At 45.5% G+C, this 23,613-nt stretch carries 25 protein-coding genes; 2 read left to right on the top strand and 23 right to left on the bottom strand.

The window, feature by feature from the left end; all coding sequences use genetic code 11:
* Positions 1-175: 175 nt before the first annotated feature.
* From sdhB to EOS97_RS26795, 5 genes are all read right to left on the bottom strand, one after another.
* The gene (sdhB, locus tag EOS97_RS17360) at positions 176-892 is read right to left on the bottom strand and encodes a succinate dehydrogenase iron-sulfur subunit SdhB (protein ID WP_001537859.1); all 717 of its coding nucleotides are present in this window, start codon (positions 890-892) and stop codon (positions 176-178) included.
* A gap of 16 nt (positions 893-908) precedes the next feature.
* Positions 909-2,675 carry a succinate dehydrogenase flavoprotein subunit gene (gene sdhA / locus EOS97_RS17355; RefSeq protein ID WP_000775561.1) on the bottom strand — a complete coding sequence of 589 codons (1,767 nt, stop codon included), beginning with the start codon at positions 2,673-2,675 and terminating at the stop codon, positions 909-911.
* Positions 2,675-3,022: a succinate dehydrogenase membrane anchor subunit gene (sdhD, locus tag EOS97_RS17350; RefSeq protein WP_000254356.1), complete on the bottom strand. Its 348-nt coding sequence runs from the start codon at positions 3,020-3,022 to the stop codon at positions 2,675-2,677. The genes sdhA and sdhD overlap by 1 nt, the downstream gene beginning before the upstream one ends.
* Positions 3,016-3,420, bottom strand: a complete 405-nt coding sequence (gene sdhC, locus EOS97_RS17345; protein ID WP_000263340.1) for a succinate dehydrogenase cytochrome b556 subunit — start codon at positions 3,418-3,420, stop codon at positions 3,016-3,018. The genes sdhD and sdhC overlap by 7 nt, the downstream gene beginning before the upstream one ends.
* A 393-nt stretch (positions 3,421-3,813) precedes the next feature.
* Positions 3,814-4,059: a hypothetical protein gene (locus tag EOS97_RS26795; RefSeq protein WP_001539488.1), complete on the bottom strand. Its 246-nt coding sequence runs from the start codon at positions 4,057-4,059 to the stop codon at positions 3,814-3,816.
* 100 nt (positions 4,060-4,159) lie between these two features.
* Between EOS97_RS26795 and EOS97_RS17340 the strand changes: the two genes are divergently transcribed.
* Both EOS97_RS17340 and EOS97_RS17335 read left to right on the top strand, forming a co-directional pair.
* Entirely contained in the window at positions 4,160-5,443 is a 1,284-nt protein-coding gene (locus EOS97_RS17340) for a citrate synthase (RefSeq protein WP_127836183.1), read from the top strand.
* A 136-nt stretch (positions 5,444-5,579) separates the two neighbouring features.
* Positions 5,580-6,626: an AbrB family transcriptional regulator gene (locus tag EOS97_RS17335; RefSeq protein ID WP_001122035.1), complete on the top strand. Its 1,047-nt coding sequence runs from the start codon at positions 5,580-5,582 to the stop codon at positions 6,624-6,626.
* A gap of 54 nt (positions 6,627-6,680) precedes the next feature.
* On the opposite strand, the gene nei is transcribed toward EOS97_RS17335, so the two are convergent.
* From nei to ybgI, 18 genes are all read right to left on the bottom strand, one after another.
* Positions 6,681-7,472 carry an endonuclease VIII gene (nei, locus tag EOS97_RS17330; protein ID WP_001113967.1) on the bottom strand — a complete coding sequence of 264 codons (792 nt, stop codon included), beginning with the start codon at positions 7,470-7,472 and terminating at the stop codon, positions 6,681-6,683.
* A gap of 48 nt (positions 7,473-7,520) precedes the next feature.
* Positions 7,521-7,658 carry a hypothetical protein gene (locus tag EOS97_RS17325; RefSeq protein ID WP_001145917.1) on the bottom strand — a complete coding sequence of 46 codons (138 nt, stop codon included), beginning with the start codon at positions 7,656-7,658 and terminating at the stop codon, positions 7,521-7,523.
* A 67-nt stretch (positions 7,659-7,725) separates the two neighbouring features.
* Positions 7,726-9,621, bottom strand: a complete 1,896-nt coding sequence (locus EOS97_RS17320; protein ID WP_077906550.1) for a glycosyl transferase — start codon at positions 9,619-9,621, stop codon at positions 7,726-7,728.
* A 57-nt stretch (positions 9,622-9,678) separates the two neighbouring features.
* Positions 9,679-10,512, bottom strand: a complete 834-nt coding sequence (locus tag EOS97_RS17315) for a glycosyltransferase family A protein (protein WP_001800477.1) — start codon at positions 10,510-10,512, stop codon at positions 9,679-9,681.
* Positions 10,513-10,704: 192 nt separating this feature from the next.
* Positions 10,705-12,483 carry a glycosyltransferase gene (locus EOS97_RS17310; RefSeq protein ID WP_000273747.1) on the bottom strand — a complete coding sequence of 593 codons (1,779 nt, stop codon included), beginning with the start codon at positions 12,481-12,483 and terminating at the stop codon, positions 10,705-10,707.
* A 93-nt stretch (positions 12,484-12,576) separates the two neighbouring features.
* A complete protein-coding gene (locus EOS97_RS17305) occupies positions 12,577-13,287 on the bottom strand; it encodes an ABC transporter ATP-binding protein (RefSeq protein ID WP_000702849.1) in 711 nt (236 codons plus the stop codon).
* A gap of 3 nt (positions 13,288-13,290) precedes the next feature.
* The gene (locus EOS97_RS17300; protein WP_023165933.1) at positions 13,291-14,061 is read right to left on the bottom strand and encodes an ABC transporter permease; all 771 of its coding nucleotides are present in this window, start codon (positions 14,059-14,061) and stop codon (positions 13,291-13,293) included.
* Positions 14,062-14,165: 104 nt separating this feature from the next.
* Positions 14,166-15,323 (bottom strand): glycosyltransferase family 4 protein, encoded by a 1,158-nt coding sequence (locus tag EOS97_RS17295; protein WP_127836182.1) that lies wholly within the window; start codon positions 15,321-15,323, stop codon positions 14,166-14,168.
* 12 nt (positions 15,324-15,335) lie between these two features.
* The gene (locus tag EOS97_RS17290; protein WP_000973919.1) at positions 15,336-16,232 is read right to left on the bottom strand and encodes a glycosyltransferase; all 897 of its coding nucleotides are present in this window, start codon (positions 16,230-16,232) and stop codon (positions 15,336-15,338) included.
* Positions 16,229-17,380 carry a UDP-galactopyranose mutase gene (gene glf, locus EOS97_RS17285; protein ID WP_001669310.1) on the bottom strand — a complete coding sequence of 384 codons (1,152 nt, stop codon included), beginning with the start codon at positions 17,378-17,380 and terminating at the stop codon, positions 16,229-16,231. The genes EOS97_RS17290 and glf overlap by 4 nt, the downstream gene beginning before the upstream one ends.
* Before the next feature lie 285 nt (positions 17,381-17,665).
* Positions 17,666-18,406, bottom strand: coding sequence for a hypothetical protein (locus EOS97_RS17280; RefSeq protein ID WP_001194237.1), 741 nt, complete (start codon positions 18,404-18,406; stop codon positions 17,666-17,668).
* A gap of 1 nt (position 18,407) precedes the next feature.
* Positions 18,408-18,743 (bottom strand): hypothetical protein, encoded by a 336-nt coding sequence (locus EOS97_RS17275; RefSeq protein WP_001182680.1) that lies wholly within the window; start codon positions 18,741-18,743, stop codon positions 18,408-18,410.
* A 459-nt stretch (positions 18,744-19,202) separates the two neighbouring features.
* Positions 19,203-19,769 (bottom strand): tyrosine-type DNA invertase, encoded by a 567-nt coding sequence (locus tag EOS97_RS17270; protein ID WP_000824704.1) that lies wholly within the window; start codon positions 19,767-19,769, stop codon positions 19,203-19,205.
* Between the two features lie 59 nt (positions 19,770-19,828).
* The gene (locus EOS97_RS17265; RefSeq protein ID WP_001521652.1) at positions 19,829-19,960 is read right to left on the bottom strand and encodes a hypothetical protein; all 132 of its coding nucleotides are present in this window, start codon (positions 19,958-19,960) and stop codon (positions 19,829-19,831) included.
* Between the two features lie 323 nt (positions 19,961-20,283).
* Positions 20,284-21,018: a 5-oxoprolinase subunit PxpA gene (pxpA, locus tag EOS97_RS17260; RefSeq protein ID WP_001017922.1), complete on the bottom strand. Its 735-nt coding sequence runs from the start codon at positions 21,016-21,018 to the stop codon at positions 20,284-20,286.
* Positions 21,008-21,940, bottom strand: coding sequence for a 5-oxoprolinase subunit PxpC (gene pxpC, locus EOS97_RS17255; protein ID WP_000932052.1), 933 nt, complete (start codon positions 21,938-21,940; stop codon positions 21,008-21,010). The genes pxpA and pxpC overlap by 11 nt, the downstream gene beginning before the upstream one ends.
* Positions 21,934-22,590 carry a 5-oxoprolinase subunit PxpB gene (gene pxpB / locus EOS97_RS17250; RefSeq protein WP_001188371.1) on the bottom strand — a complete coding sequence of 219 codons (657 nt, stop codon included), beginning with the start codon at positions 22,588-22,590 and terminating at the stop codon, positions 21,934-21,936. Before pxpB ends, pxpC begins: the two co-directional genes overlap by 7 nt.
* Positions 22,591-22,605: 15 nt before the next feature.
* A complete protein-coding gene (gene ybgI, locus EOS97_RS17245; protein ID WP_000798844.1) occupies positions 22,606-23,349 on the bottom strand; it encodes a radiation resistance protein YbgI in 744 nt (247 codons plus the stop codon).
* Between the last annotated feature and the right edge of the window lie 264 nt (positions 23,350-23,613).

Raw genomic sequence — 23,613 nt, 5'->3', positions numbered from 1 at the left:
TTCAGACCGCGCCTTGTCTCGCTCTGAACATCTCGATTATTACTAATCATATGGCAGTTTTTAGAGGTTTCCTGCACTTCTATTGCCTGATGGCGCTGCGCTTATCAGGCCTACGGGATTGCGCCTGTAGGCCGGATAAGACGGTACGTCGCCATCCGGCAACCACTACAACTACTTATGCGCTACGCTGCAACAGCATCGACTTAATATGGCCGATAGCGCGCGTCGGGTTTAGTCCCTTAGGACATACACTGACGCAGTTCATAATGCTGTGACAGCGGAATACGCTGAATGCATCGCTCATCCCTTCCAGACGACTATCGGTCTCGGTATCACGACTATCGATCAGGAATCGATACGCCGCGAGCAGACCCGCCGGACCGATAAACTTATCCGGGTTCCACCAGAATGACGGACAGGATGTTGAGCAACAGGCGCAAAGAATACATTCATACAGCCCATCGAGTTTTTCACGCTGCTCCGGCATCTGCAGATGCTCACGAGCCGGTGGATTTTGCCCATTATTCAATAAGTAAGGCTTAATCTTCTCATATTGTGCGTAGAATTGCCCCATGTCTACCACCAAATCGCGGATCACCGGCAAACCGGGCAGCGGGCGAATCACAATCTTCTTACCCGGCTGAGTCAGCGCCGAAATAGGGGTAATACAGGCCAGACCATTCTTACCGTTCATATTCAAACCATCAGAACCGCACACACCTTCGCGGCAGGAACGGCGGAAAGAAAGGCTGGGATCTTTTTCTTTAAGCTGGATTAACGCATCCAGCAGCATCATGTCGCGCCCTTCTTCGCCTTCCAGGGTGTAATCCTGCATACGCGGAGCGTTATCGACATCCGGGTTATAACGATAAATCGAAAATTCGAGTTTCATCATCCTGTCTCCGCAATTAATAAGTACGAATCTTCGGCGGGAACGCCGGACGCAGTTTCGGTTCCATATTGACGCTTCGGCGCGTCATGGATTCCGTTTGCGGCTGATACAGGGTATGACACAACCAGTTGGCATCATCACGCTCCGGGAAATCGAAGCGGCTATGCGCGCCGCGGCTTTCCGTCCGGAAGTTGGCTGATACGGCAGTGGCGTAGGCGGTTTCCATCAGGTTATCCAGCTCCAGACACTCAACACGCTGGGTATTAAACTCGCTGGACGTGTCATCCAGACGGGCGTTTTTCAGACGCTCGCGGATCACTTTCAACTGCTCAAGCCCTTTCGCCATCGCGTCGCCTTCACGGAATACGGAGAAGTTATGCTGCATACACTCCTGCAACGCTTTGCGGATAGCCACCGGATCTTCGCCATTGCGGTTATTGTTCCAGCGATTCAGGCGCTCCAGAGAACCTTCAACGTCAGACTCGCTGGCGTCGCGCAGCACGCCCTGCTCGGCGATGGATTCCTGTAAATGCAGCCCCGCCGCACGGCCAAAGACCACCAGATCCAGCAGTGAGTTACCGCCCAGACGGTTGGCGCCGTGAACCGATACACAGGCGATTTCGCCTACCGCAAACAGCCCCGGAATCACCACATCTTCGCCCTGCTCGTTCACGGTCAGCGCCTGACCGGTCACTTTAGTCGGAATACCGCCCATCATGTAGTGGCAGGTCGGGATAACCGGAATCGGCTCTTTCACCGGGTCAACGTGGGCGAATGTGCGGGACAGCTCCAGGATACCCGGCAGGCGAGATTCCAGCACCTCTTTACCCAGGTGATCCAGTTTCAGTTTAGCGTGCGGCCCCCACGGACCGTCGCAGCCGCGGCCTTCACGGATTTCGATCATGATGGAACGCGCCACCACGTCACGACCCGCAAGGTCTTTGGCGTTCGGCGCATAACGCTCCATAAAGCGCTCGCCGTGTTTGTTCAGCAGGTAACCGCCTTCGCCGCGGCAGCCTTCTGTCACCAGCACGCCCGCCCCGGCGATGCCGGTCGGGTGGAACTGCCACATTTCCATGTCCTGCACCGGGACACCGGCACGCAGCGCCATACCGACACCGTCACCGGTGTTGATGTGAGCGTTGGTGGTGGACTGGTAGATACGGCCTGCGCCGCCGGTCGCCAGCACCGTTGCGCGGGCTTTGAAGTACACCACTTCACCGGTTTCGATGCACAGTGCGGTACACCCCACCACCGCGCCATCCTGGTTTTTCACCAGATCCAGCGCATACCATTCGGAGAAAATCGTGGTGTGGTTTTTCAAATTCTGTTGATACAGCGTGTGCAGCAAGGCGTGACCGGTACGGTCAGCCGCCGCCGCGGTACGTGCCGCCTGCTCGCCGCCAAAGTTTTTCGACTGGCCGCCGAACGGGCGCTGATAGATACGTCCATCATCAAGACGGGAGAACGGTAGCCCCATGTGCTCCAGTTCCAGAATCGCTTCCGGTCCGGTCTTACACATATATTCGATGGCATCCTGGTCACCAATGTAGTCCGACCCCTTAACGGTGTCGTACATGTGCCATTCCCAGTTATCTTCATGGGTATTGCCGAGCGCCACGGTGATACCGCCCTGCGCGGAAACGGTATGGGAACGGGTCGGGAAGACTTTCGAGAGCAGCGCACAGGTTTGGCCGCTTTGGGAAATTTGCAGCGCCGCGCGCATACCTGCGCCACCGGCACCAATCACAACAGCATCAAATTCTCTGACTGGCAGTTTCATTACACACCCCACACCACAACAAATCCATAGATGACGTAAACCACCAGCGCAACAACGATAACGAGTTGCAGTATCAAACGCACTGCCAGTGGTTTAACGTAGTCGGTTAACACCTGCCACATGCCGATCCAGGCATGAATCAAGATGGAAAAAAGCGCCAGCAGGGTGAAGACTTTGGTGAAGGCCGATGAGAAGAAACCGGTCCAGGCTTCAAAGGTCAGCTCGCCGCTCGTGGCGAAAAAACCCACCATGTAGATGATGTATAACGTCAGAACGATAGCGGTAGCACGGACCAGGATGAAGTCATGTACGCCATTGCGTCCTAATGCGGAGGCGTTGCTTACCATACGAGGACTCCTGCGAGAAGTGAAAGCACGACAGTGATAACAAAAGAGATTTTGGCAGAGCGTTGACCCGCTTCGAATGTTTCTTCCAGATAGCCAAAATCCATTAACATGTGACGAATTCCCACGATGACGTGATACGCCAGCGCGGTAAGGATGCCCCACATGATAAATTTAACGATGAAGCCGTCCATGATATCGGCGGCCTGCTGGAATCCTTCCGGAGAAGAGAGGCTGGTGCCCAGTAGCCACAGTAGTATGCCGACGGCGATGAAAGTAATCACACCGGATACGCGATGGAGAATGGACGCTATCGCTGTGATGGGGAACCGAATCGTTTGTAGATCCAGATTGACAGGTCTTTGTTTTTTCACATTTCTTATCATGAATAACGCCCACATGCTGTTCTTATTATTCCCTTAAGACTTCGGTTACAGAGGTGAATCTACCTGTAGCCAGAAAGACGACGGGATTTCCTTCCTCCGGTCTGCGTGCGGGTCAGACAGCGTCCTTTCTATAACTGCGCGTCATGTAAAACACTGCTTCCAGTAGCTAAAACGACACGTTACAACGCTGGGTGGCTCGGGATTGCAGGGTATTCCGGAGACCTGGCGGCAGTATAGGACGTTCACAAAATCATTACAATTAACCTACATATAGTTTGTCGGGTTTTATCCTGAACAGTGACACAGGTCACGATAACAACATTTTTTTAATTTTCAATCATCTGATTTGACAAACATTAAACAAAATTGTTACAAACGACACCAGAAAAAGCATATAATGCGTAAAAGTTATGGGGTCACTCTTTCACCTGTTAATAAGTTATGCAACAGTACAATGATATTGACCCATTCTTTCAGGACAGTTATTAGTGATAGACAGGTTACATTACTCGGATTGCTACGTTCCTGATTTGCTGCTAATTCGAAATTAATCAAGCCGTTACCTGCAAGCGCCCATTGCTCTGTACCCAGGTCATCCCCTCTTTCACAGAGCGGCGAGCCAAATAACAAACTGGTAACGGTTGATTGATGCATACACAGAATCTTCCCTGCACTAACGACGAGGAAGATGACGTGGAGAAGGCAAGTCTGAGTTCCGGCAGTCTTAAGCAATAAGGCGCTAAGGAGACCGTAAATGGCTGATACAAAGGCAAAAATCACCCTTACTGGTGACACTGCTATTGAACTGGATGTGCTAAAAGGTACACTCGGTCAAGATGTTATTGATATTCGTAGTCTCGGTTCAAAAGGAGTTTTTACTTTTGACCCTGGTTTCACCTCTACCGCATCCTGCGAATCTAAAATCACCTTCATCGACGGCGACGAAGGCATTTTGTTGCATCGCGGTTTCCCGATTGACCAGCTTGCTACCGATTCCAACTATCTGGAAGTCTGTAACATCCTGCTGTACGGCGAAAAACCGACGCAGGAAGAGTATGACGAGTTCAGAACGACAGTCACCCGCCATACGATGATCCATGAGCAAATCACTCGCCTGTTCCATGCTTTCCGTCGCGACTCACATCCGATGGCGGTAATGTGCGGGATTACTGGCGCGCTGGCGGCGTTCTACCACGACTCGCTGGATGTGAACAATCCGCGCCACCGTGAAATCGCGGCGTTCCGCCTGCTGTCCAAAATGCCGACCATGGCGGCGATGTGTTACAAATATTCCATCGGTCAGCCGTTTGTTTATCCGCGCAACGACCTTTCCTACGCCGGTAACTTCCTGAACATGATGTTCTCCACGCCGTGTGAAACCTATGAAGTGAATCCGGTACTGGAGCGCGCGATGGACCGTATTCTGATCCTGCACGCTGACCATGAGCAGAACGCCTCTACGTCAACGGTACGTACCGCAGGTTCAAGCGGCGCCAACCCGTTCGCCTGCATTGCCGCCGGGATCGCCTCCCTGTGGGGACCCGCGCACGGCGGCGCCAACGAAGCCGCGCTGAAAATGCTGGAAGAAATCAGCTCTGTTAAACACATTCCGGAATTTGTTCGCCGTGCGAAAGACAAGAATGATTCTTTCCGCCTGATGGGCTTCGGTCACCGTGTTTACAAAAACTACGATCCGCGCGCCACCGTGATGCGTGAAACCTGCCATGAAGTGCTGAAAGAGCTGGGCACCAAAGACGATCTGCTGGAAGTGGCGATGGAGCTTGAGCACATTGCGCTCAACGACCCGTACTTCATCGAGAAGAAACTGTACCCGAACGTAGACTTCTACTCCGGCATCATTCTGAAAGCGATGGGCATTCCATCTTCGATGTTTACCGTGATCTTCGCCATGGCGCGTACCGTTGGCTGGATAGCCCACTGGAATGAAATGCACACTGACGGCATGAAAATCGCCCGTCCTCGTCAGCTGTATACCGGCTACGATAAACGCGATTTTAAATCGGCGCTGAAGCGTTAATTGACAACCGGATGGCGACGCAACCCTCGCCATCCGGTACATTTTCCCTTTTTTCTTATCCTCATTATTTTATTCTTACCCCGTTACTCTCTATGATTAATTAAGGTTTCGCTAAATATCATTCAGGGAGCATGGAATGCCGATTCTGCAGTGGTTTTTGTTGTTCCTGTTATCGCTGCTCATTTCCCTTATTTTTCTCTGGCTGCACCTTCCGGCGGCGATGCTGCTCGGTCCAATGATTGCGGGTATCGTGTTGAGTTTGCGAGGTAGCACGCTACAACTTCCTCGCGGTATTTTTCTCGCCGCGCAGGCGATTCTCGGCTGTATGATCGCCCAAAATCTAACCGGTTCGATATTGACCACCCTCGCCCTCTACTGGCCGGTCGTGCTTTTTGTGTTGCTGGTGACGCTGCTTTCCAGCGCGGTAGTCGGCTGGCTGCTGGTACGTTACAGCTCGCTGCCCGGCAACACCGGCGCATGGGGGTCTTCGCCGGGCGGCGCGGCGGCAATGGTAGCGATGGCGCAAGATTACGGGGCGGATATCCGCCTGGTGGCGTTTATGCAGTATCTACGGGTACTGTTTGTGGCTGGCGCGGCGGTGCTGGTGACACGCCTGATACTCGGCGACAGCGCGGCAACGGTCAGCCAACAGGTGGGCTGGTTTCCGCCGCTTAGCGGTAATTTATTGACGACGCTGCTATTAGCGATCGTGGCGGGCATTGCCGGTCGCCTGATGCGTATCCCTTCTGGCACGATGCTGCTCCCCATGTTGGCAGGCGCGCTTCTCCATTCGCAAGGCATCATTGAAATTGAATTACCCGAATGGCTGCTGGCCGTGGCGTATATGGCGATAGGCTGGCGTATTGGGCTGGGTTTTGACAGACAGGTGTTTTTTATGGCGCTGCGGCCATTGCCGCAAATCTTATTGTCAATTTTCGCGCTGATGGCGATTTGCGCCGCGATGGCGTGGGGAATGGCTTACTACATGCAGATTGATTTTATGACGGCTTATCTCGCCACCAGTCCCGGTGGTCTGGATACGGTTGCCGCGATCGCGGCAGGAAGCAGTGCCGATATGGCGCTCATCATGGCAATGCAAACCCTACGGCTGTTCAGCATTCTGTTAACTGGGCCAGCAGTGGCCCGTTTTATATCAACCTATGCGCCCAGACAACCTTTGTAGGACTGATAAGCGTCGCGCCATCAGGCAATAGCCGCTCGCCGATGGCGGTTCCGGCTATTTCTGGCAATGCGGGCACCAGTAAAACGGGCGTGAGGACAGTGTTGTCTTTTCAATAATGCCGCCACACCGCTCGCACGCTTCGCCGTCACGGTGGAAAACCTTAAAGCGAAACAGTGCGCCATGATGCTTGTTTTCATCCGCCTGACCGCGAGTCGTGTAGGACAGGCGCGGAATATCCAACAGCGCGTGAGAAAGCGCATTCAGTTGCGCCTCGTTGAGATCTTTCGCTTTATGCTGTCCGGTTAACCCTACCTGCCAGAGGATTTCAACGCGCAGATAATTCCCCAATCCCGCCAGAAAGGCCTGATCCAGCAACAGTCCGGAAAATTGTCGGTTGCGAAAACGCGGCGACAGCAATCGAGCTTTAACCTCTTCCGGAGTGAGACGCGCGTCCAGCACATCCGGACCGACTCGCTGTAAAAAGGGGTGCGTCGTGAGCTGCTCTGCTGTCAGCATTTCGATATCAGACGCGCTATAAAGCAGAATAGTTTTATCCGCCGTTTGTAGCCTGACGCGCAATATACGCGTGGTCTGCGGTATTTCACCAGTATCGATCACCCGCCATACGCCATAGAGTTGGTTGTGGCTGTAGAGCGTCAGGCCATTTGAAAAGTGGGTCAATAACGCTTTTCCCCGCGTCTCTATCCGGGTAACAAGTTGACCGGTAAGCTGCGATTCATACGGTTTTAACTGTGCAAAGGCAAACCAGACATCGGTTAAGGGTTTGCCTTTGATTGCCGCCTCCAGATTATCCGCCGCACGACGAATTTCCGGGCCTTCAGGCATGATAATATCCTTTGTTAACAGTTGATTAATGGACTACACCGCCTCTGACTATCTGGAATGCACATCGAACGCCATAATGAACATCCACAGCGGATGGACAAACAGGCGGTGGTATCCAGTGATAATAACATTATCGCAGCACGAGACCACTTCCCCGTCAGGGTTAACATGATCGCGCCAGGGCATAATCGACTCAGCCCTTGTCGGGCGAGCGCCCAATAATGATTGTCTGCCTACCGGAATTAAATGACGCTTAGTTATATTTTGCCCAAAATTTTTTTCTGTTGATCCTTTTAAAGCCTTCTTTCCAATAACTGGCATTCAACTCTTTGATATAATTTTCTCCGGGAAAAAGTTTATCCTTTAAAGGCAGTTTCTTGGCTAGCACGATTCTTTCTGCGTTAGATCCCGCGGACTCTGAATGTGTGAGGGAAGATAAGGCGTCCAGTTGAGCGCTTGAGGGTCTGGCTATCAATTCAAAAAAAGGTTCTGACAATACAACACTACTAAGTGCTGCATAATTTCCTTTTTGTATGAGCGGTTTGACGTACTCAAAAAAAGAAATAATCCCTGATTGCAATCTTGCTGCTTTTTTTAAATACTCAATTTCAGAACCACTGCTATCTTCACGTACAGGAATTATTCCATTATCCGTTTTTTTATAGCCAATTGTTGACCCAGTATTGTCAGCCATAGCGAACTCCATTATTTCCACCCCTCCTGATAAGAAAAGATCACACTTATCGTGGGGATGGCCATAGTTGGTTAGCCAACCAAACATCTTATTATAAATAGATCGGTTATCATTGGCGCCAGCAAAAGTTGCCAAATAAAACCCATGTATTTGTTTTTCTGCCCATTGCGCACCTAAAGAACGAGCAAATACTGATTGAATATTACCCATCCATCCTACATCGATAAGTGCTATATTTTTATAACCTTCACAGGCCGTTTTAAAGTAATCAGCGTAAACTTCCCTGTGCTGAGTATTTTTTAATAAAATATATGGAAATAATTTATTTATAAGCCAGTGAACCTTATGTTCCTCTCCTGAAACAGGAATATACTCCTCGTCAGGAAAACCAACTTGATGTATATCTGAAATATGCTCACTCGCATCTAACCCCGCGATAGCAAGTATCTTTTTAATACTTTTCTTATTCTTACCACCAAAAAGATGCCAAATCCTGTGCATCGGCCAATCAGTCATCCCCACCATATAAGCTGATGCGCGGGATATATATAAATATTCACATTTTACATGTTCTTCTGAAAAGTATTCATTATAAATTTTATAGATTAAGTGAGCATCGCGTGCTAAAAAAAGCGCTTTATCAATTTTATGAATCTTTAACTGATTCGCTAACCAGGATACATAACCTAATAATAACGGACCAAATACTTTAAATCCTATCTCGTTTAAAGGATCATTTTGATGGAAAGCAGAAACTTGTTTAAGTAATAAAGTCTTACAAATAGATGCACCAATAATATCTTTAGCTTTCCAATGATTAGATATCCCATGATTATACTCTGACCAATCAGCATGGAGAGTATTTATGCCGAGTTTTTTAGCATTCAGAATATCAGCATGAACATTGTCGCCAACATGTATCCACGATGCAATATCTACATTTTCATTTTTCTTGACTATTGAAAATAATTTACCACTATTTTTAGAGTACCGCTCTTCGCCAGATGAATAAACTGGAATGTTACTGATATCATAGCCACATGATGTTAACAACTCCTTTAATATTGCTGATGGAAGGTACATATCACTAATTAAAATGACTTTGCAACCATCACTAATAGCCTTTTCAAACAAACAGCTTCCACACGCATTTTTATATAAAACAATCTTCTCCATTTGTATTTCCAGATCGATTATCTTTTTTACTGTCGCTGGTGAAAGCTGCGGATGCTTTTTTAAAATTTCATCGTATATTTCAGATATGAGTATTTCCGGCTCGCCGCCAAAACGCCTGACCCTATTCTCTCTGGCACTTACTTCCGCCTGAACTCTTATCTCTGGGAAATTATCAACAATACCAATCTCGTACGCTGATATAAAAAAGTTCTCAGTTGCTAAAGTTGATTGCATTAATGAAAACAAATCTCTGGGACGGTAAATCCTCCGGCTAACCAATGTATCAAAGATATCAAAGCTTACGGTCTTGTATTTTTTAAAGTTCATATCCATATTTTATTTAATCTTATTTTCAATATAAGAAATTTTATGAAAAAGACTATTGTTAGCAATATTTGAAAGTAACACATTGAGCAATGATGAGTCATCAATACTTCTCATCATTTTATTTTCTGCAATTTTGCATTCTATATCAAATAACTCATTGTTAATTACGGTATAATTGCCAAATTCAAAGTCATCATTTTCTCTGAAATGATAAAATGCCAGTGCTTCAGGTAAGATCCAAACATCATTTTCTGCCAAGTAATGAATAAAAAAAGGCCAGAAAAATGCAGGAGAGGATAATTTATGACTTTCAATCACATCGATAACAGAATTTTTATCGAATAAACACGAGGAAAGTGGAATAGAATTCCTGTAATAAATAACATCAAAACTAACAGGGCCAGCATTTAAATAGTGGTTCCATGGTTGCGTTGAATTTATAATTATTCTATTATTTTCCGCAATCTCAGCAACTTTATTTGTATGGCATGCTATTGCATTTACAGATGAATACGTTGACTGTATATTCGCCAAAACACTGAGTAGCCTTGACACATATTCAGGGGCCCAGGAATCGTCATCATCCATAAAGCATAAATAATTAGATTCAGACATCTTAATAGCATTAAAGATACAGTTTTCGTCGTAGATAACACTATATATATTTGACAGTTCTTTCAGATAAAAATCATCCACATTGTGACATTTCAATTCTTCCTCCATGCAGAAAATGATGATATTTATTTTTTTGAACGTCTGGTCATTAATGGATTGCAAGGCCCGCATTAATAGACGAGTACGCCCAGGTTTATGTCGGACAATAACTAAAAGACTCTTTTCCATATTCTGATTTCGTGTTTTACGGTATATATAAAAATTAACACCCTATGAATGAATGCTGACATTGGGTAAGGATTATAATGTTTTATTAGACTGACACCAGATAAGGTGTAGCAACAGAACCATACCTAAGATTATCATAGTCATATAATTAAAAAATCGGTATAATTCTCATCAACACCACTTACATCATGTTTAATATTTATCTTCAGATTTTTTATTGAATTTTTTATACCAAAAGAGCTTTGAGGTAAGATAGGGCAAACTATTTTTCATCTCTTTTTTTGCAGATTTAAACCGATAAAAATTTTTGACTGCCGTAAACAAACCATTAATAATAACTTTAAAAAACTCCATTTTTGAGTGAGTAAGTTTTAATAATTTGCCACTTTCTATATTTAAATGATAGATAGTAATTCTCCGGAATGAAAACTTAGTAGGGTGATAATGACGATAATCAACCACGATTGGTTTTTTAATTAAAAAGAAAGCTGGAATTAAGTGTCCATTAAGGGTTATGCATCTAAAAAATTTGTAGATGGCTTTTTCTTTACCAGAACATGGGTAATCAACACAACCATTAACAATATCAATACCTTCTACATTGAATTTTTCATTATGAGTTATTGCATTAATTCTTTTTCTTATCTCCAGAAGATCTACATTATCTTCCCAAAACTCCCGTCCAGAAAGACAATCGTTATATGACATAATCATTGCTCTGGCAAGTTCATAGCGGCATGAAAAACTCGCAAGAAAGACTTCCCGCACAAAGAAAACACTTAACAGTAGTGCAGCAAACTTTCTTTTACTAATTAATGCAGGTACAGCAACAGTCCTGAAGTTCAAATAGCTATTTAGAACCGATATTTTTCTTTCAAAATCCATTTGCCACGAAGCCACACCATTAAGTGTGACAATATTATGTTTTTTATGCATATATCCAAATAGCAGGTCATCACCACGAACAAAGAAAGGAAATGAGTAATATTCAATAGCGTTAATATTAAAGGCAAAAAACCACCATCCACCGTAGCCTATTTTTCTTTCATTATCAAAAGTATCTAAAGAATCTATTTCCCGAGCATCCAGATAATGTTTATCCGGGTAATGTAAAAAATCTCTATGCCATATGGCACCAGATTCATGTATGATTGCCGGGTTATCTTCAAAAAGCATACAGCCAGTAACAACTGTATTTTTGTCTTTAGCCATCAGTAAAAAAGCATGAGTTCGACAAATCGATTCAATTTCACATGAGCCGTCGTCATCCATAAATATGACATGTTTGATATCGTTGATTTTCCCTGCCTCTATCAAACCTCTCATAAACCCGCCTGACCCACCGAGGTTTTCATTATTGATAACCATAATGCCGTTTCCTGACGGGTGATTAATCGCCTCGCCATTATTAACGACAATCAATTTAAAACGATCTTTAAATTCGCTCTGGGTTAAGAGTGTTTTATTAATTCTATTGATTGTTTTAGTAACAGCTTCTTTTCTATTATAAGTTGTTATAACTAAAGCCATAGATGATTTACTAACATGATCTTTAGTCAGAAATTCAAATCCATTTAAAACAGAGTCTTCGTCTGATTGCCACTCCACATAGATATATCCAAAATTTATTTTTGATATATCAATTTCAATCTCATCACTAATATTACATGACGAGTTAAAATCAATTTGCTTTAATACTCTAATGACACCATTCTCTTTATGCCTTACAGTTATAGTTCCGCGACCAATTATATTAACCCGCAAAAAAAGTGATGTTAAGGTTGTATATTTTTTCCATTTCTTAATTGAGAATGCATTAAAAAAAGTATCAAAATATGCAACCTTATGACGCGGAACAAGTAAGTTACGTGAGGTATAGTTATACTTCCCGCCCTGAGTTCTGAAATAAAGCTGCTCTTCCGTGCATAGATCAATGTTTGGTAAAATTACTTTTTGAAGTAAAAAATACATAACGAACCTATAAATTTATATTATCTGGGGTAACGCTATTATAAAATAGTAAATTACTCACCGCGTAGTGATATAAATACTGCAATAAGAATATTAAAATCCGCCTTTGCTAACTATCTCACCGTGCTCAAGCCTGATGAACTTATTACATACAGATTTAGCCAGTTCATCATCGTGAGTGGCCATTACCATAATGCCCGCTTTAGAGATAAAGCTATTTAATCTCATCTCTGCTTTTCTTTTAAAATCACTATCACCCACGCTCATCCATTCATCCATCAGTAAAATTTCAGGATTAATTGCAGTAGAAATAGAAAAACCAAGCCTCAGAACCATACCACTAGAATACGTTCTAACGGGGATTTTAATAAAATCACCTAACTCGCTGAACTCGATGACATCTTCTGTAATATTTTTTATTTCATTTTTTGACAGACCGAGAAATAGTCCCCTCAGTTTTATATTTTCCAGGCCTGTAAGCTCACCATCCATTCCCATCATGGGATCAATGAGGCTGGTGACTCGACCGATACATTCATACTTCCCTGAAGTTGGTTTATAGGCCCCTGCAAGTACTCTCAGAAGAGTGGTTTTGCCCGAACCATTGTGTCCGATAAGCGCAAGACGGTTACCTTCGGTAAGCGTAAAATCAATTTTTTTTAATGCCTCTACTTCAATAATCCCGGTATTCGATGAGCCAATTCGTCCACCTGAAGCAGCCTGTAGAAAAGTTTTTTTAAATGAACGGTGGCTGGAGTTAAATATAGGGAGTATTACGCCAACGTTTTTGCAAGAGATTTTCATTAATTATAACCAGTATACGATTCTTGAGCGATATTTAGTCAACACTAAGGTTGAGACCATCAACATAATAATAGAGGTTATTATTGTGTAAAACCATATAGTTACATCTGGTACAGTTCCCATTAATGGTTTCCTGAGCATCTCCATAAAGTAATAAAAAATATTATAATCAACAAATTCCTTTCTTCCATTTGGTAATTGTTCCGATGTCCAAATGATGGGAGTTATAAAAAAACACAACGTTACCACACTTTGAACAACCGGTCCCATATCACGATATCTTGTGCAAAAAATGGCGAGAATCATACCTGTAGAAATTAATGAGATGGATGTTATTATAATTGCAGGTATAAAAAGGAGAATATCAAGATTTACCGATGTATTGGTAAAAAAAATCACGAAAGGTATAATGATAAAATTATGCAACATAATCATAAACTGCCGATAGAAAACACGTAATATATATAAATATAGCGGAAGGTCAGATTGTTTAATAATTGATGCGGACTCATTAAATATTCCGCATGACTCATTAATAGTTGCTGATAGAAAGGCCCAAAAGATCATACCTAAAGTAAGATGCATGATAAAATTTTCGGAACCAGAACTGAACAGCGAACCGTAAAGAGGTCCCATCGCTGATATGGTGACCCCCATCGAAATCGTTATCCAAAAAGGCCCTAACACCGATCGCCGGTATCGTCCCAGGACATCATTCCAACCTAGCGAAATCCAAAGTTGGTGCCTGGCCAGAGCTTCTTTCAAATCATTCATTGTTTCCGTGTCACCTTTACCTGAAGAACTTATTCTTTAACGATATGAAAATATAACTTATTTATTTTCTATAATATTTACATACTATTTATCTAAACACTGACCTACTTCATAAGCACTTTATGGTGTTGGCAACCAATAGTGTCTTTATAAATTTGCAATGTCTTATTAATGACTAATATGCTGGAAAACAATTCCTTTACACGTTTTCTTCCATTCGCCCCCATCTCTAAGCGAATCTGTGGATTTTTTAACAAATACTCTAATTCTACCGCTAACTCCTGAGCTGAATTACTTTTCACGATCAACCCATTATAGTTATGAATAATTAAGCTATCACATCCGCCGGTATCATAAGCAATACATGCACGTCCTACAGATGATGCCTCTAATAAAAGCCGTGGTACTCCTTCCGGATAAATAGATGGTAATGCAACGATATTCGATTTCTGAATAAGCTCATATACATTCGAAGAGCGTCCCAGCCAGTTAATTAGTCCTTCATTATGCCAGTGATGAATGAGCTCCAAAGGGATAGCATCTTTATCGTCCTCGGCCAATATACCTGCAACATTTAAAACAAAATGAATATTTTTTTGTCTGAGGATCTTTTTTGCTTCAATGAGATCGCCAAGACCTTTACTCCATAACATTCGGCTTGCAAAAAGGACTATCGGTATCTCATGTTTTTTCTCTATAGAGAATTTATAGATATCCGGGTTAATTCCAGCACCTTCGATAACGATAGTTTTATGATAATCAATACCTACTAAACGCGATATTTTTCGTCGATCTTTATCATGTTCAAAAATAAAAACACCACGCTTATTACCGGCAATATATTTGTAAACCAAAACGGTTAACGCACGCAATATTCTCATTGGCACGGTATTATATAAAAAGATTCGACCAAGTCCGACAAAGCTGATAACAACTGGACTATTACTTCTCCTGGCGCTAACCCCACCAATCAGGCAAGGTTTGAGCGTAATACAATGCAATAAGTCAGGATTAATCTCTTTAATAATTTTCCGAGCGTTAAGGAATGCTCTAAAAAAAACAAACATATTAAATGACTGAGCAACAAGAGACACATTGTGACAAATAAAACCAAGCGTTTTGAATTTTTTTATAATCTCTTCACCAATAAAATGACTTATGATATGAATTTCATAACCCGCATCCCTTGCCGCTATCGCACGTTCTGTCCAATGTAAATCAAAGTACCAGTCTGAATTTACAAAATAACATAACCTTTTCATCTCTTCGTCCTGCTAATGATATTTCCCACTAATACCTTTAAGTCCATGAAGTATTCCCTGCCAGATAAAATATAGATAACGAAATTTCTTACGCTGCCATGGTAATATGGCGAGATATTTAGAGAGGCGTAATACTATAGAAAGAACACTGAATATCCTGGGAACGGGTAAAAGTTTTCTCAGCAGCAACAAATTTCTACAAAGATAATATACTTTCCATTCGGGGCAGATACACCTTCCATGAATAGAGATATCATGAATAAATTTAATTTCTGGGGAGTAACGAATTTTCTGCCCGGACAATACTAGCTTATAACCAAAGAAAAAATCATCATAATAAAGGAAAAGTTCATCATGGATATCGTTAAGATGGTTATTCAATACCTTTCGATCAATAATCATACCAACGAATGACACAGTTTGAACATCAGTAACCTGAGTTCTTACTGGAGAAAACCTCTCTGGGCGTATCACATAATAAATAGTCTCAAACACCGTAGATGGAACCCTGATGAAAGGCAAATTCATCCGACAAGACCGTCCATAGGTGTCCTGAACTCGCGACGCAAATATACGGTATCTTGAGGTATCTAATAACGAGAAATGTTTTAAAATATTAATTTCCGGGTAAGCATCATCATCATAGAAAAATACCCAATCGGCATTACTATATGAGCATATATATTGACTACCTACTTTAAATCCGCCAGCACCACCAAGATTATCTTTAAGATTAAGTATCGTGATGCCAGGTTCACTTAATGAAGAAAGCCATTCCCTGGTACCGTCGCTTGAGCCATTATTAACGATAACAATAGAGGAAAACCCCGCCTTAACAGTCTCTCGCACACTTTTTTTTAATTTTTCAAGACGGTTAAAAGTTACGATTAGCGCTGTACACTTCATCAAACGGTAACTGTAAAAGCTGGCATTTCTTTTTGTTCATATAGCGACGTTAAGTATACGTCCGCCGTCTGTAATGCTTCAGCTATCGTGATGTCCATATCGAGATAACGATAAGTGCCAAGACGACCAATGAAAGTAATATTTTTTTCTTTTTTAGCCCGCGACAGATATTTATTCAGTAAATCCATTTTATCTGCCCTGCGAACAGGATAGTAGGGTATATCACCAGCTTCACATTCCCGACTATATTCTTGATAACATATTGAAGCTTCATGTCTCTCCCACGGAGAAAAATATTTGTGCTCAGTAATCCGAGTATAAGGAGTATCTATTGAACAATAATTCATTACTGCGCATCCTTGATAATCACTCTGGCAAATTATTTTTTTAAAGTCTAATGTACGATATTCCAGTCGGCCATATTGACAGGAGTAAAAGGCATCCAGCGCGCCACTGAAAAAAACATGATCATAATCTGTCCGCATTTCCTGAGTGAAGGAGCGACATAGTTCAACAGCGATATTTTCGTGTTCGACAATGGACTTGACCATTTGTGTATAACCAAATTTTGGTATTCCCTGAAACTTATGATTGAAATAGTTATCATCATAATTAAAGCGAACAGGGATACGTTTCAATACAGAAGCGGGTAACGCGGAAGGATGAAGCCCCCATTGTTTAATGGTATAACCTTTAAAAAAGGCTTCATATAACTCTTTACCAATGAAACGCAAGGCCTGTTGCTCAAAATTTTGTGGTTCCAGAATGGTGCTATCACATTTTTGAAGCAGTAATTTTCTGGCGTCATCAGGTGAGCAGGCGACACCAAAAAATTGATTGATGGTATGAAGATTGATAGGTAGAGAAAATACCTGACCATTTACTGTGGCCTTAACCTTATTGATATAAGGCATCATCTCAGCGTATTTATTTACATAATTCCATACAGTTTCATTATCAGTATGAAAAATATGAGGACCATAAACGTGCACCATAATGCCCGTGTGCTCATCTCGGGCATCATAAGCGTTACCACCGATATGCGAACGTTGATCAATAATATTGACTACATGTCCCTGCTCGGCTAACTGGCGTGCTATTACTGCGCCTGAAAGGCCCGCACCTACAATTAGTATCTTTTTACGTTGCATTATTTTTGTCACTCTGTTCGCAGACACAGATAATATTAGATAGTTTATCCAGAACCATTTTCATTTATGTCAGAAGGGTAAAGTGAAATTTACTCAACGCATCCAGATAATTCCACGCTACCGCCACAGCGCGTAAACCCTCGCACTGATTACAGATTCATTAATGTCACACGTTATGCGGTATTTCCGAACAACGATGATTGCCATATTTATTTTGTGAAGATAACTCGTTCAGAACGCAACATTATGGGTCTGAATACCGCGCGGCATGATGTAAATATGCTGTCAGCATAAATCCGGTGCGTTACCGGCCCCAGTTTTTACCAACCCACTCTGTTGACTGATGTCCGGGCCGACGTCCGGTATCCTTATTCTTACCGCATCAGATAGCGGTACTCCTGTCGGGATATCCCAGCGTTGTTTCAGCGTCTGCTCCGCGAGCCAGACCTGCCTCACGCCGGTTCCCAGCATACGGGCCGTCATTTCCGGGCTACAGCCTGACAACAGTAATCCCAGCACCCGCCGTCCCTGTTTTGGCAGACGCTCTGACAGTAACCTGACCAGCGTGCGGCTGTTTATCTCCATCACCAGCTCCGGCACGCTCAACGCGCTTTTCATCTCCTCCTCGTAAGGCGATGTCTGTAGTGATGACCATATGGCAAGCTCAGCCATTCTGGCCAGAACCCTTACCGACATGGCGCGTTTAATCAGCCTCAGATGGCGGAAGTAACCTTCCACGCTGACGTCAACCGGTAAAAACGCGTTACTGCTGCAAAAAACCACTGTCCGCGGATAACGCTGAAAAACCTGTTGCCACAGCAGAAGCTGGGTTGATGGCCGTCCGGCGGATATCACCATCGCGCCGGGCCACCGACGCAACCGATCCAGCAGCCCTTCTGGTGTCCTGAGACGAACGCAGTCCTCCACGCAAAGGCCACCGGTATCCGGAAACTGCGCAGGATTTTCGCCTGACTGACAAAACATAATCAGCCGGAGAGGCGGCAGTACTCTGGTTAACGTCTGCATATCAGTACGTCAGAACCTGATACAGGCTGAACAACGCTGCGACGGTGGAGACCGCCAGCAGGAGCAAAAATATTTTCGCCCCCATACTGTACCGGCACTTACTGGTGCCCCCCCTTCCGGTGGATATTTCCGCATATTCTTGCGTCATCAGATTGTTCTCCTCTGGCCATTGCCGACCCGGCACTGCGCCAGCAACGGCAGCTTCGTGTTGTGGAAACAACATGTCCGCACCCTTTCGTGGACCGGGAGCCATTCCATGTCTGTATGAAAAATGACGTCTGGCCCTATCTAAACACAGCACTCTGACACCCTGTCCGGTTCTGCTTTTCGGCTGCATAGGCCGTCAGTCCCCCTGGTAGTAAATGCTCCTGCCGCAGGGTAATTCTGCCCTGTGCGGAGTACAAAATGACAAATAGAAAACACAGTAATCTATTGATTTATATGTTGATTATGTAAATCAGCTTTCCCTGAACAGATTTCTCTGTGATTTAACAATATGATTCAAAAAGTAAAATAAAGGATTTAATTCTTAGATATGATAATTAATCAGCATTAAATATTATTTAATACGTTTTTTTAACACTTAAAATTAACATTTTGTGCAGGCAGGACAAAAATGGATACAGCATAGTGCTGGTTGGACCAGGTAAATTTTCCCTTAGTTTTTTTATTGTTATATGGATAAGTCCTTAATAAGCAATAGATTACGATTGTATGACTCTTGTGTGGAAGGGGTAAATCTGAGAGGATGATGAAAGCGCGAAGCGGACTTAACTTTTTGAATCAGAACGTACGGTTATACTCGACGTTTTTTTCGCCATATTCCATGAAAACGCCCGGCGTTACTTGCGGTGTATCTTACGGTGTGCTGGATATTCCTGTGCCCCAGATAGTCCTGTATGAGTCGTGTGTCAATCCCTTTATCAGCAAGGGCGTAGCCGCAGGCATGTCGCAGCATATGAGGATGTGGCGCTATCGTTAATTCGGCCAACCGCCCTGCCTCACGAAGTATGTAAAAAAATTGTTGCCTGCTGAGCGGATGCCGTCGCAGCGACAGGAACAGCCAGTCTCCGTCAGCCCCTTTCTCAAGATACTTCCTGGCCCTGAGCCAGCTTTTCAGTACGTTATACTCATCGGGAAGGAGGGGGTGACACGTTGAAAAGCCATTTTTGAGGCGCCGGATATAAAGCTGTCTTCCTGCAAGATCAATATCCGACAAGCGCAGCCCCAGCAGCTCACTGGCCCGGAAGCCGTGAATAAACGCCATCAGGATTAAGCAGCGGTTTCTTTCCGGGAAGGGCATTCTGTCGGTCGCTGACAGCAGTTTTTCAATCTCTTCTTGCGTAAGATATTTTCTTTTCACAAAACAAATCCATCATAACAAAATGAGTAATATACTAAAAAATCACTGATCAGATGAGTTTAATTTTCGCTAAAAAAGTTGCTATGCGTAAACAGCTTAAAATCCATATAGCTGGCAATCTGGCACGCTATCCATGACGTGATAGTGAAACAGCGAATCAATCTGGCTTCAATCTCCTGATAAGTCGTCATGACGAGGAATATAAATGCTAAAAATGAGGCTATCGTGAGGTAAATCAATCAGAAAGGGGTAATAAAGAGTCAGTTAGTTTACCCGCCCCGGAGGTTTGATTAGATGGCGATAGCTAACAATATCATAATGATTTTCAAAAACTCTGCTGCTAACAGCAATAAGCTCATCATACTGGCTATTACAGCATCACTTGGTTATTTTTAAAATAATATATTATAAGGGGATTTATATAGTATTGAATAAATCCCTCTTCCTGACATTAAGAGAACAGAACACGATAATTTTTAGCAGCCGTAATATAATAGCTTCAATCGTCGGGCTCTCAGGCAATAACGTGTATATTACGCGCATTGAACGCGGCGCGTAACCTGCGAGCGAATGCAAGCGCATACTCGCCGTCGCCATGAATGCACACCGTTTGCGCCGTGACAGTCGTCCACACGCCAGTAACGCTTTTCACTCTCCCGGCTTGTACCATATCCAGCGTTTGCGCCAGCGCCTGCTCTTCGTCGTGAATCAGCGCGCCAGGTTGCATGCGCGGCACCAGGCTACCGTCGGCCTGATAGCCGCGATCGGCAAACACCTCCTGCCGCGTCACCAGGCGATGGCGTTCACCGGCCCGGATCAGCTCGCTTCCCGCCAGTCCAACCAGTATCAGTGACGGATCATAGTCGTGTACCGCTTTCGCAATCGCCTGTGCCAGATGGGGATCTTTCGCCGCCTGGTTATAGAGCATACCGTGCGGTTTGACATGGCGCATCACGCCGCCTTGCGCCTGAACAATCGCCCCCAGCGCGCCGATTTGGTACAGCGTCTGGGCGTATACCGTTTCCGGCGGCAAAACCATCGCCGTCCGCCCAAAATTATCCCGATCCGGAAAGCTGGGATGCGCGCCGATCGCCACGCCGTTTTTCAGCGCCTCGCGCACGCAGGTCAGCATGGTTTGCGCATCACCGGCGTGAAAACCACAGGCGATATTGGCGGAGGAGACCAGCGTTAATAATTCGCTGTCGCTGGCGCAACCTTCGCCCACATCCGCATTTAAATCAATGTTCATGCTGAAGCCGCCAGGTAAGCTGTTCCAGATAGCGCTGACGCTCGCGGCGCGCGTTGAGCGCCTCTTCCAGCGAACATTGCACAAAATGGATCGGTTGTCCTAGCGGGATCTGCGCCAGATGGTACATATCTGCCTCGATGATGCAGGCAATGCGCGGATAGCCGCCAGTTGTCTGGGCATCATTCATTAACACAATAGGTTGGCCGTTGTAAGGCACCTGCACGACACCGGGCAGCAAACCGTGCGACAGCAGTTCGCGATCCGTTGTCCGCGTTAACGATTGTCCCTGCAAACGATAGCCCATGCGATTACTTTGCGGACTGAGCTGCCATGGCGAACGCCAGAACGCTTCTTGCGAGGCGCGATCGAATTCACGGTATTCCGGCCCCGGCAGCGCACGGATGCGATTCCCCCACAGTAACTGCTTCACGCCCTGCGGCCCGCTAAACTGTCGCGATGGTTTACCCGTCGCCAGCCGATCGCCATCTTTTAGCAGCCGCCCTTCCAGCCCACCGATACCGGACTTCAGATCGGTACTACACGATCCCATCACCTCCGGCACAGCAATACCGCCCGCTACCGCCAGATAGCTACGCATCCCGTGAAGCGGTCGATGCAGCGTAAGACGCTGACCCGCTTTTACCGGCAATCGCCAGCCGGTCCAGACCGGTTGATCATCCAACTGCGCCTCGCAGCCTGCGCCGGTAAGAGCGAACCAGGTCTCATTTTCAAATTCGACAACCAGTTGACCGAGAGTGATTTCCAGCACCGGGGCATTCGCATCGTTCCCGACCAGGAGATTAGCGGTCTGAAAGGCGGGTTTATCCAGCGCACCGCAGTGACTCAGCCCCGACTGACGAAAGCCGTGACGCCCGCTATCCTGCACGGAGGTATAAATCCCCGCGCGAATAATATTCAACATATTCCCTCCTTTTGCGGCACAAAGCGTACGCTATCGCCAGGGCGTAGCAGAACCGGAGGCTCCCGCATCGGATCGAATAACTTCAACGGCGTGAGGCCGATCAGCTGCCAGCCGCCCGGCGTGGATAATGGATAAATACCCGTCTGCGCGCCGCCGATGCCGACAGAACCGGCCGGAACCTGCAGGCGCGGCTCCGCACGTCTGGGCATATGGAGCGGTTCTGGTAAATTCCCAAGATAGGGAAAGCCAGGCTGAAAGCCTAAAAACCAGACGACATACTCAACGGAGGCATGTAGCTCCACGACCTGCTTTTCACTCAAACCGCTGTGCCGTGCCACCGCCGCCAGATCCGGCCCGCCTGCGCCGCCATAGATCACCGGGATCTCAACCGAACGCGAGTCCGGCTCCAGCGCCTCGCTCTCTTCCCACCAGCGCTGCAGACGCTCAATCGCATCCAGCGCCAGGGTTTGCGGTTCCCGCAAGATCACGGTGATATTGTTCATCCCGGGAATGGCTTCCACCACGTTCGGCATATCGACCAGACGCTGCGTCAGACGCCAGATGCGTTTCTGGCTCGCCAGCGTAATCGGCGGTTCAAGTTCCAGGACGACCGCTGTTTCGCCTAACAGATAACAACGCGCTCGCTGCACTTTATTACCTCTCAGTTATGCCGGGTTAGGGATATCAATAAACGTCACATCCAACGCCGTGTTTTCGTTCAACCATTCGCTCAGGGCGCGAATACCGCCGCGTTCAGTGGCATGGTGCCCGGCGGCATAAAAATGCAGCCCCTGTTCGCGCGCGGAATGAATGGTCTGTTCGGAAACCTCGCCGGTAATAAAAGCATCCACGCCGAAGCGGGCGGCGCTATCAATAAAACTTTGCCCGCCGCCGGTACACCAGGCGACACGCTGAACATTCTCTGGCCCGGTATCGCCGCACCATAGCGGTTTACGTCCCAGACGCGCTTCAATCCATGAGGCCAGTTCCAGCCCTGGCACCGGCATTGAGAGTTCTCCCCACGGCACCAGCGGCTCAATTTCTCCTTTCACGGTAATGCCCAATAGCGCCGCCAACTGCGCATTGTTGCCCAGCTCAGGGTGCGCATCCAGCGGCAGATGCCAACCGTAAAGGTTAATATCATTTGCCAGTAACGTTTTTAAGCGACGGCGTTTCATCCCGCGAATAACCGGAGACTCGCCTTTCCAGAAGTAACCATGATGAACAATGACCGCATCGGCCTGCAAACGCACCGCCTCATCGAGCAGCGCCTGACTTGCGGTCACGCCGGTAACGATTTTCTGTACCGTCTCTTTTCCTTCGACCTGTAAACCATTCGGCGCATAATCGCTTATTGCCGCACTGTTCAGCTTGTCGTTAATCAGTTGTTCCAGCTCGGTGTTTTTCATCATCGCTCCCTTTAACCCACGTTCTACTTTCCCGTTACGGGTTCAGTCTCCGTTAACATAGCCTCCCGTTAGCCGTTCGTCGATAAACATTTGTTTGACACATCAAGAAACAATCACCCCCGGGTTTGGCGCAAATTACTTAGCAAAACACGATCGGTTTCATGTATATTTATGCAATCAGAACGCATATTGCAGAAAAAATCAGTTCTGTATCATGTTGGTAACTTTAAGGAAACACGGCGATACGGCAGGCTTAATAAGCCC

Source organism: Salmonella sp. SSDFZ54, from assembly GCF_004010735.1.
GTDB classification, from domain to species: Bacteria; Pseudomonadota; Gammaproteobacteria; order Enterobacterales; family Enterobacteriaceae; genus Salmonella; species Salmonella enterica.
Note: the sequence above shows the minus strand (reverse complement) of the source record. Positions and strands in the feature narration are given on the sequence as shown.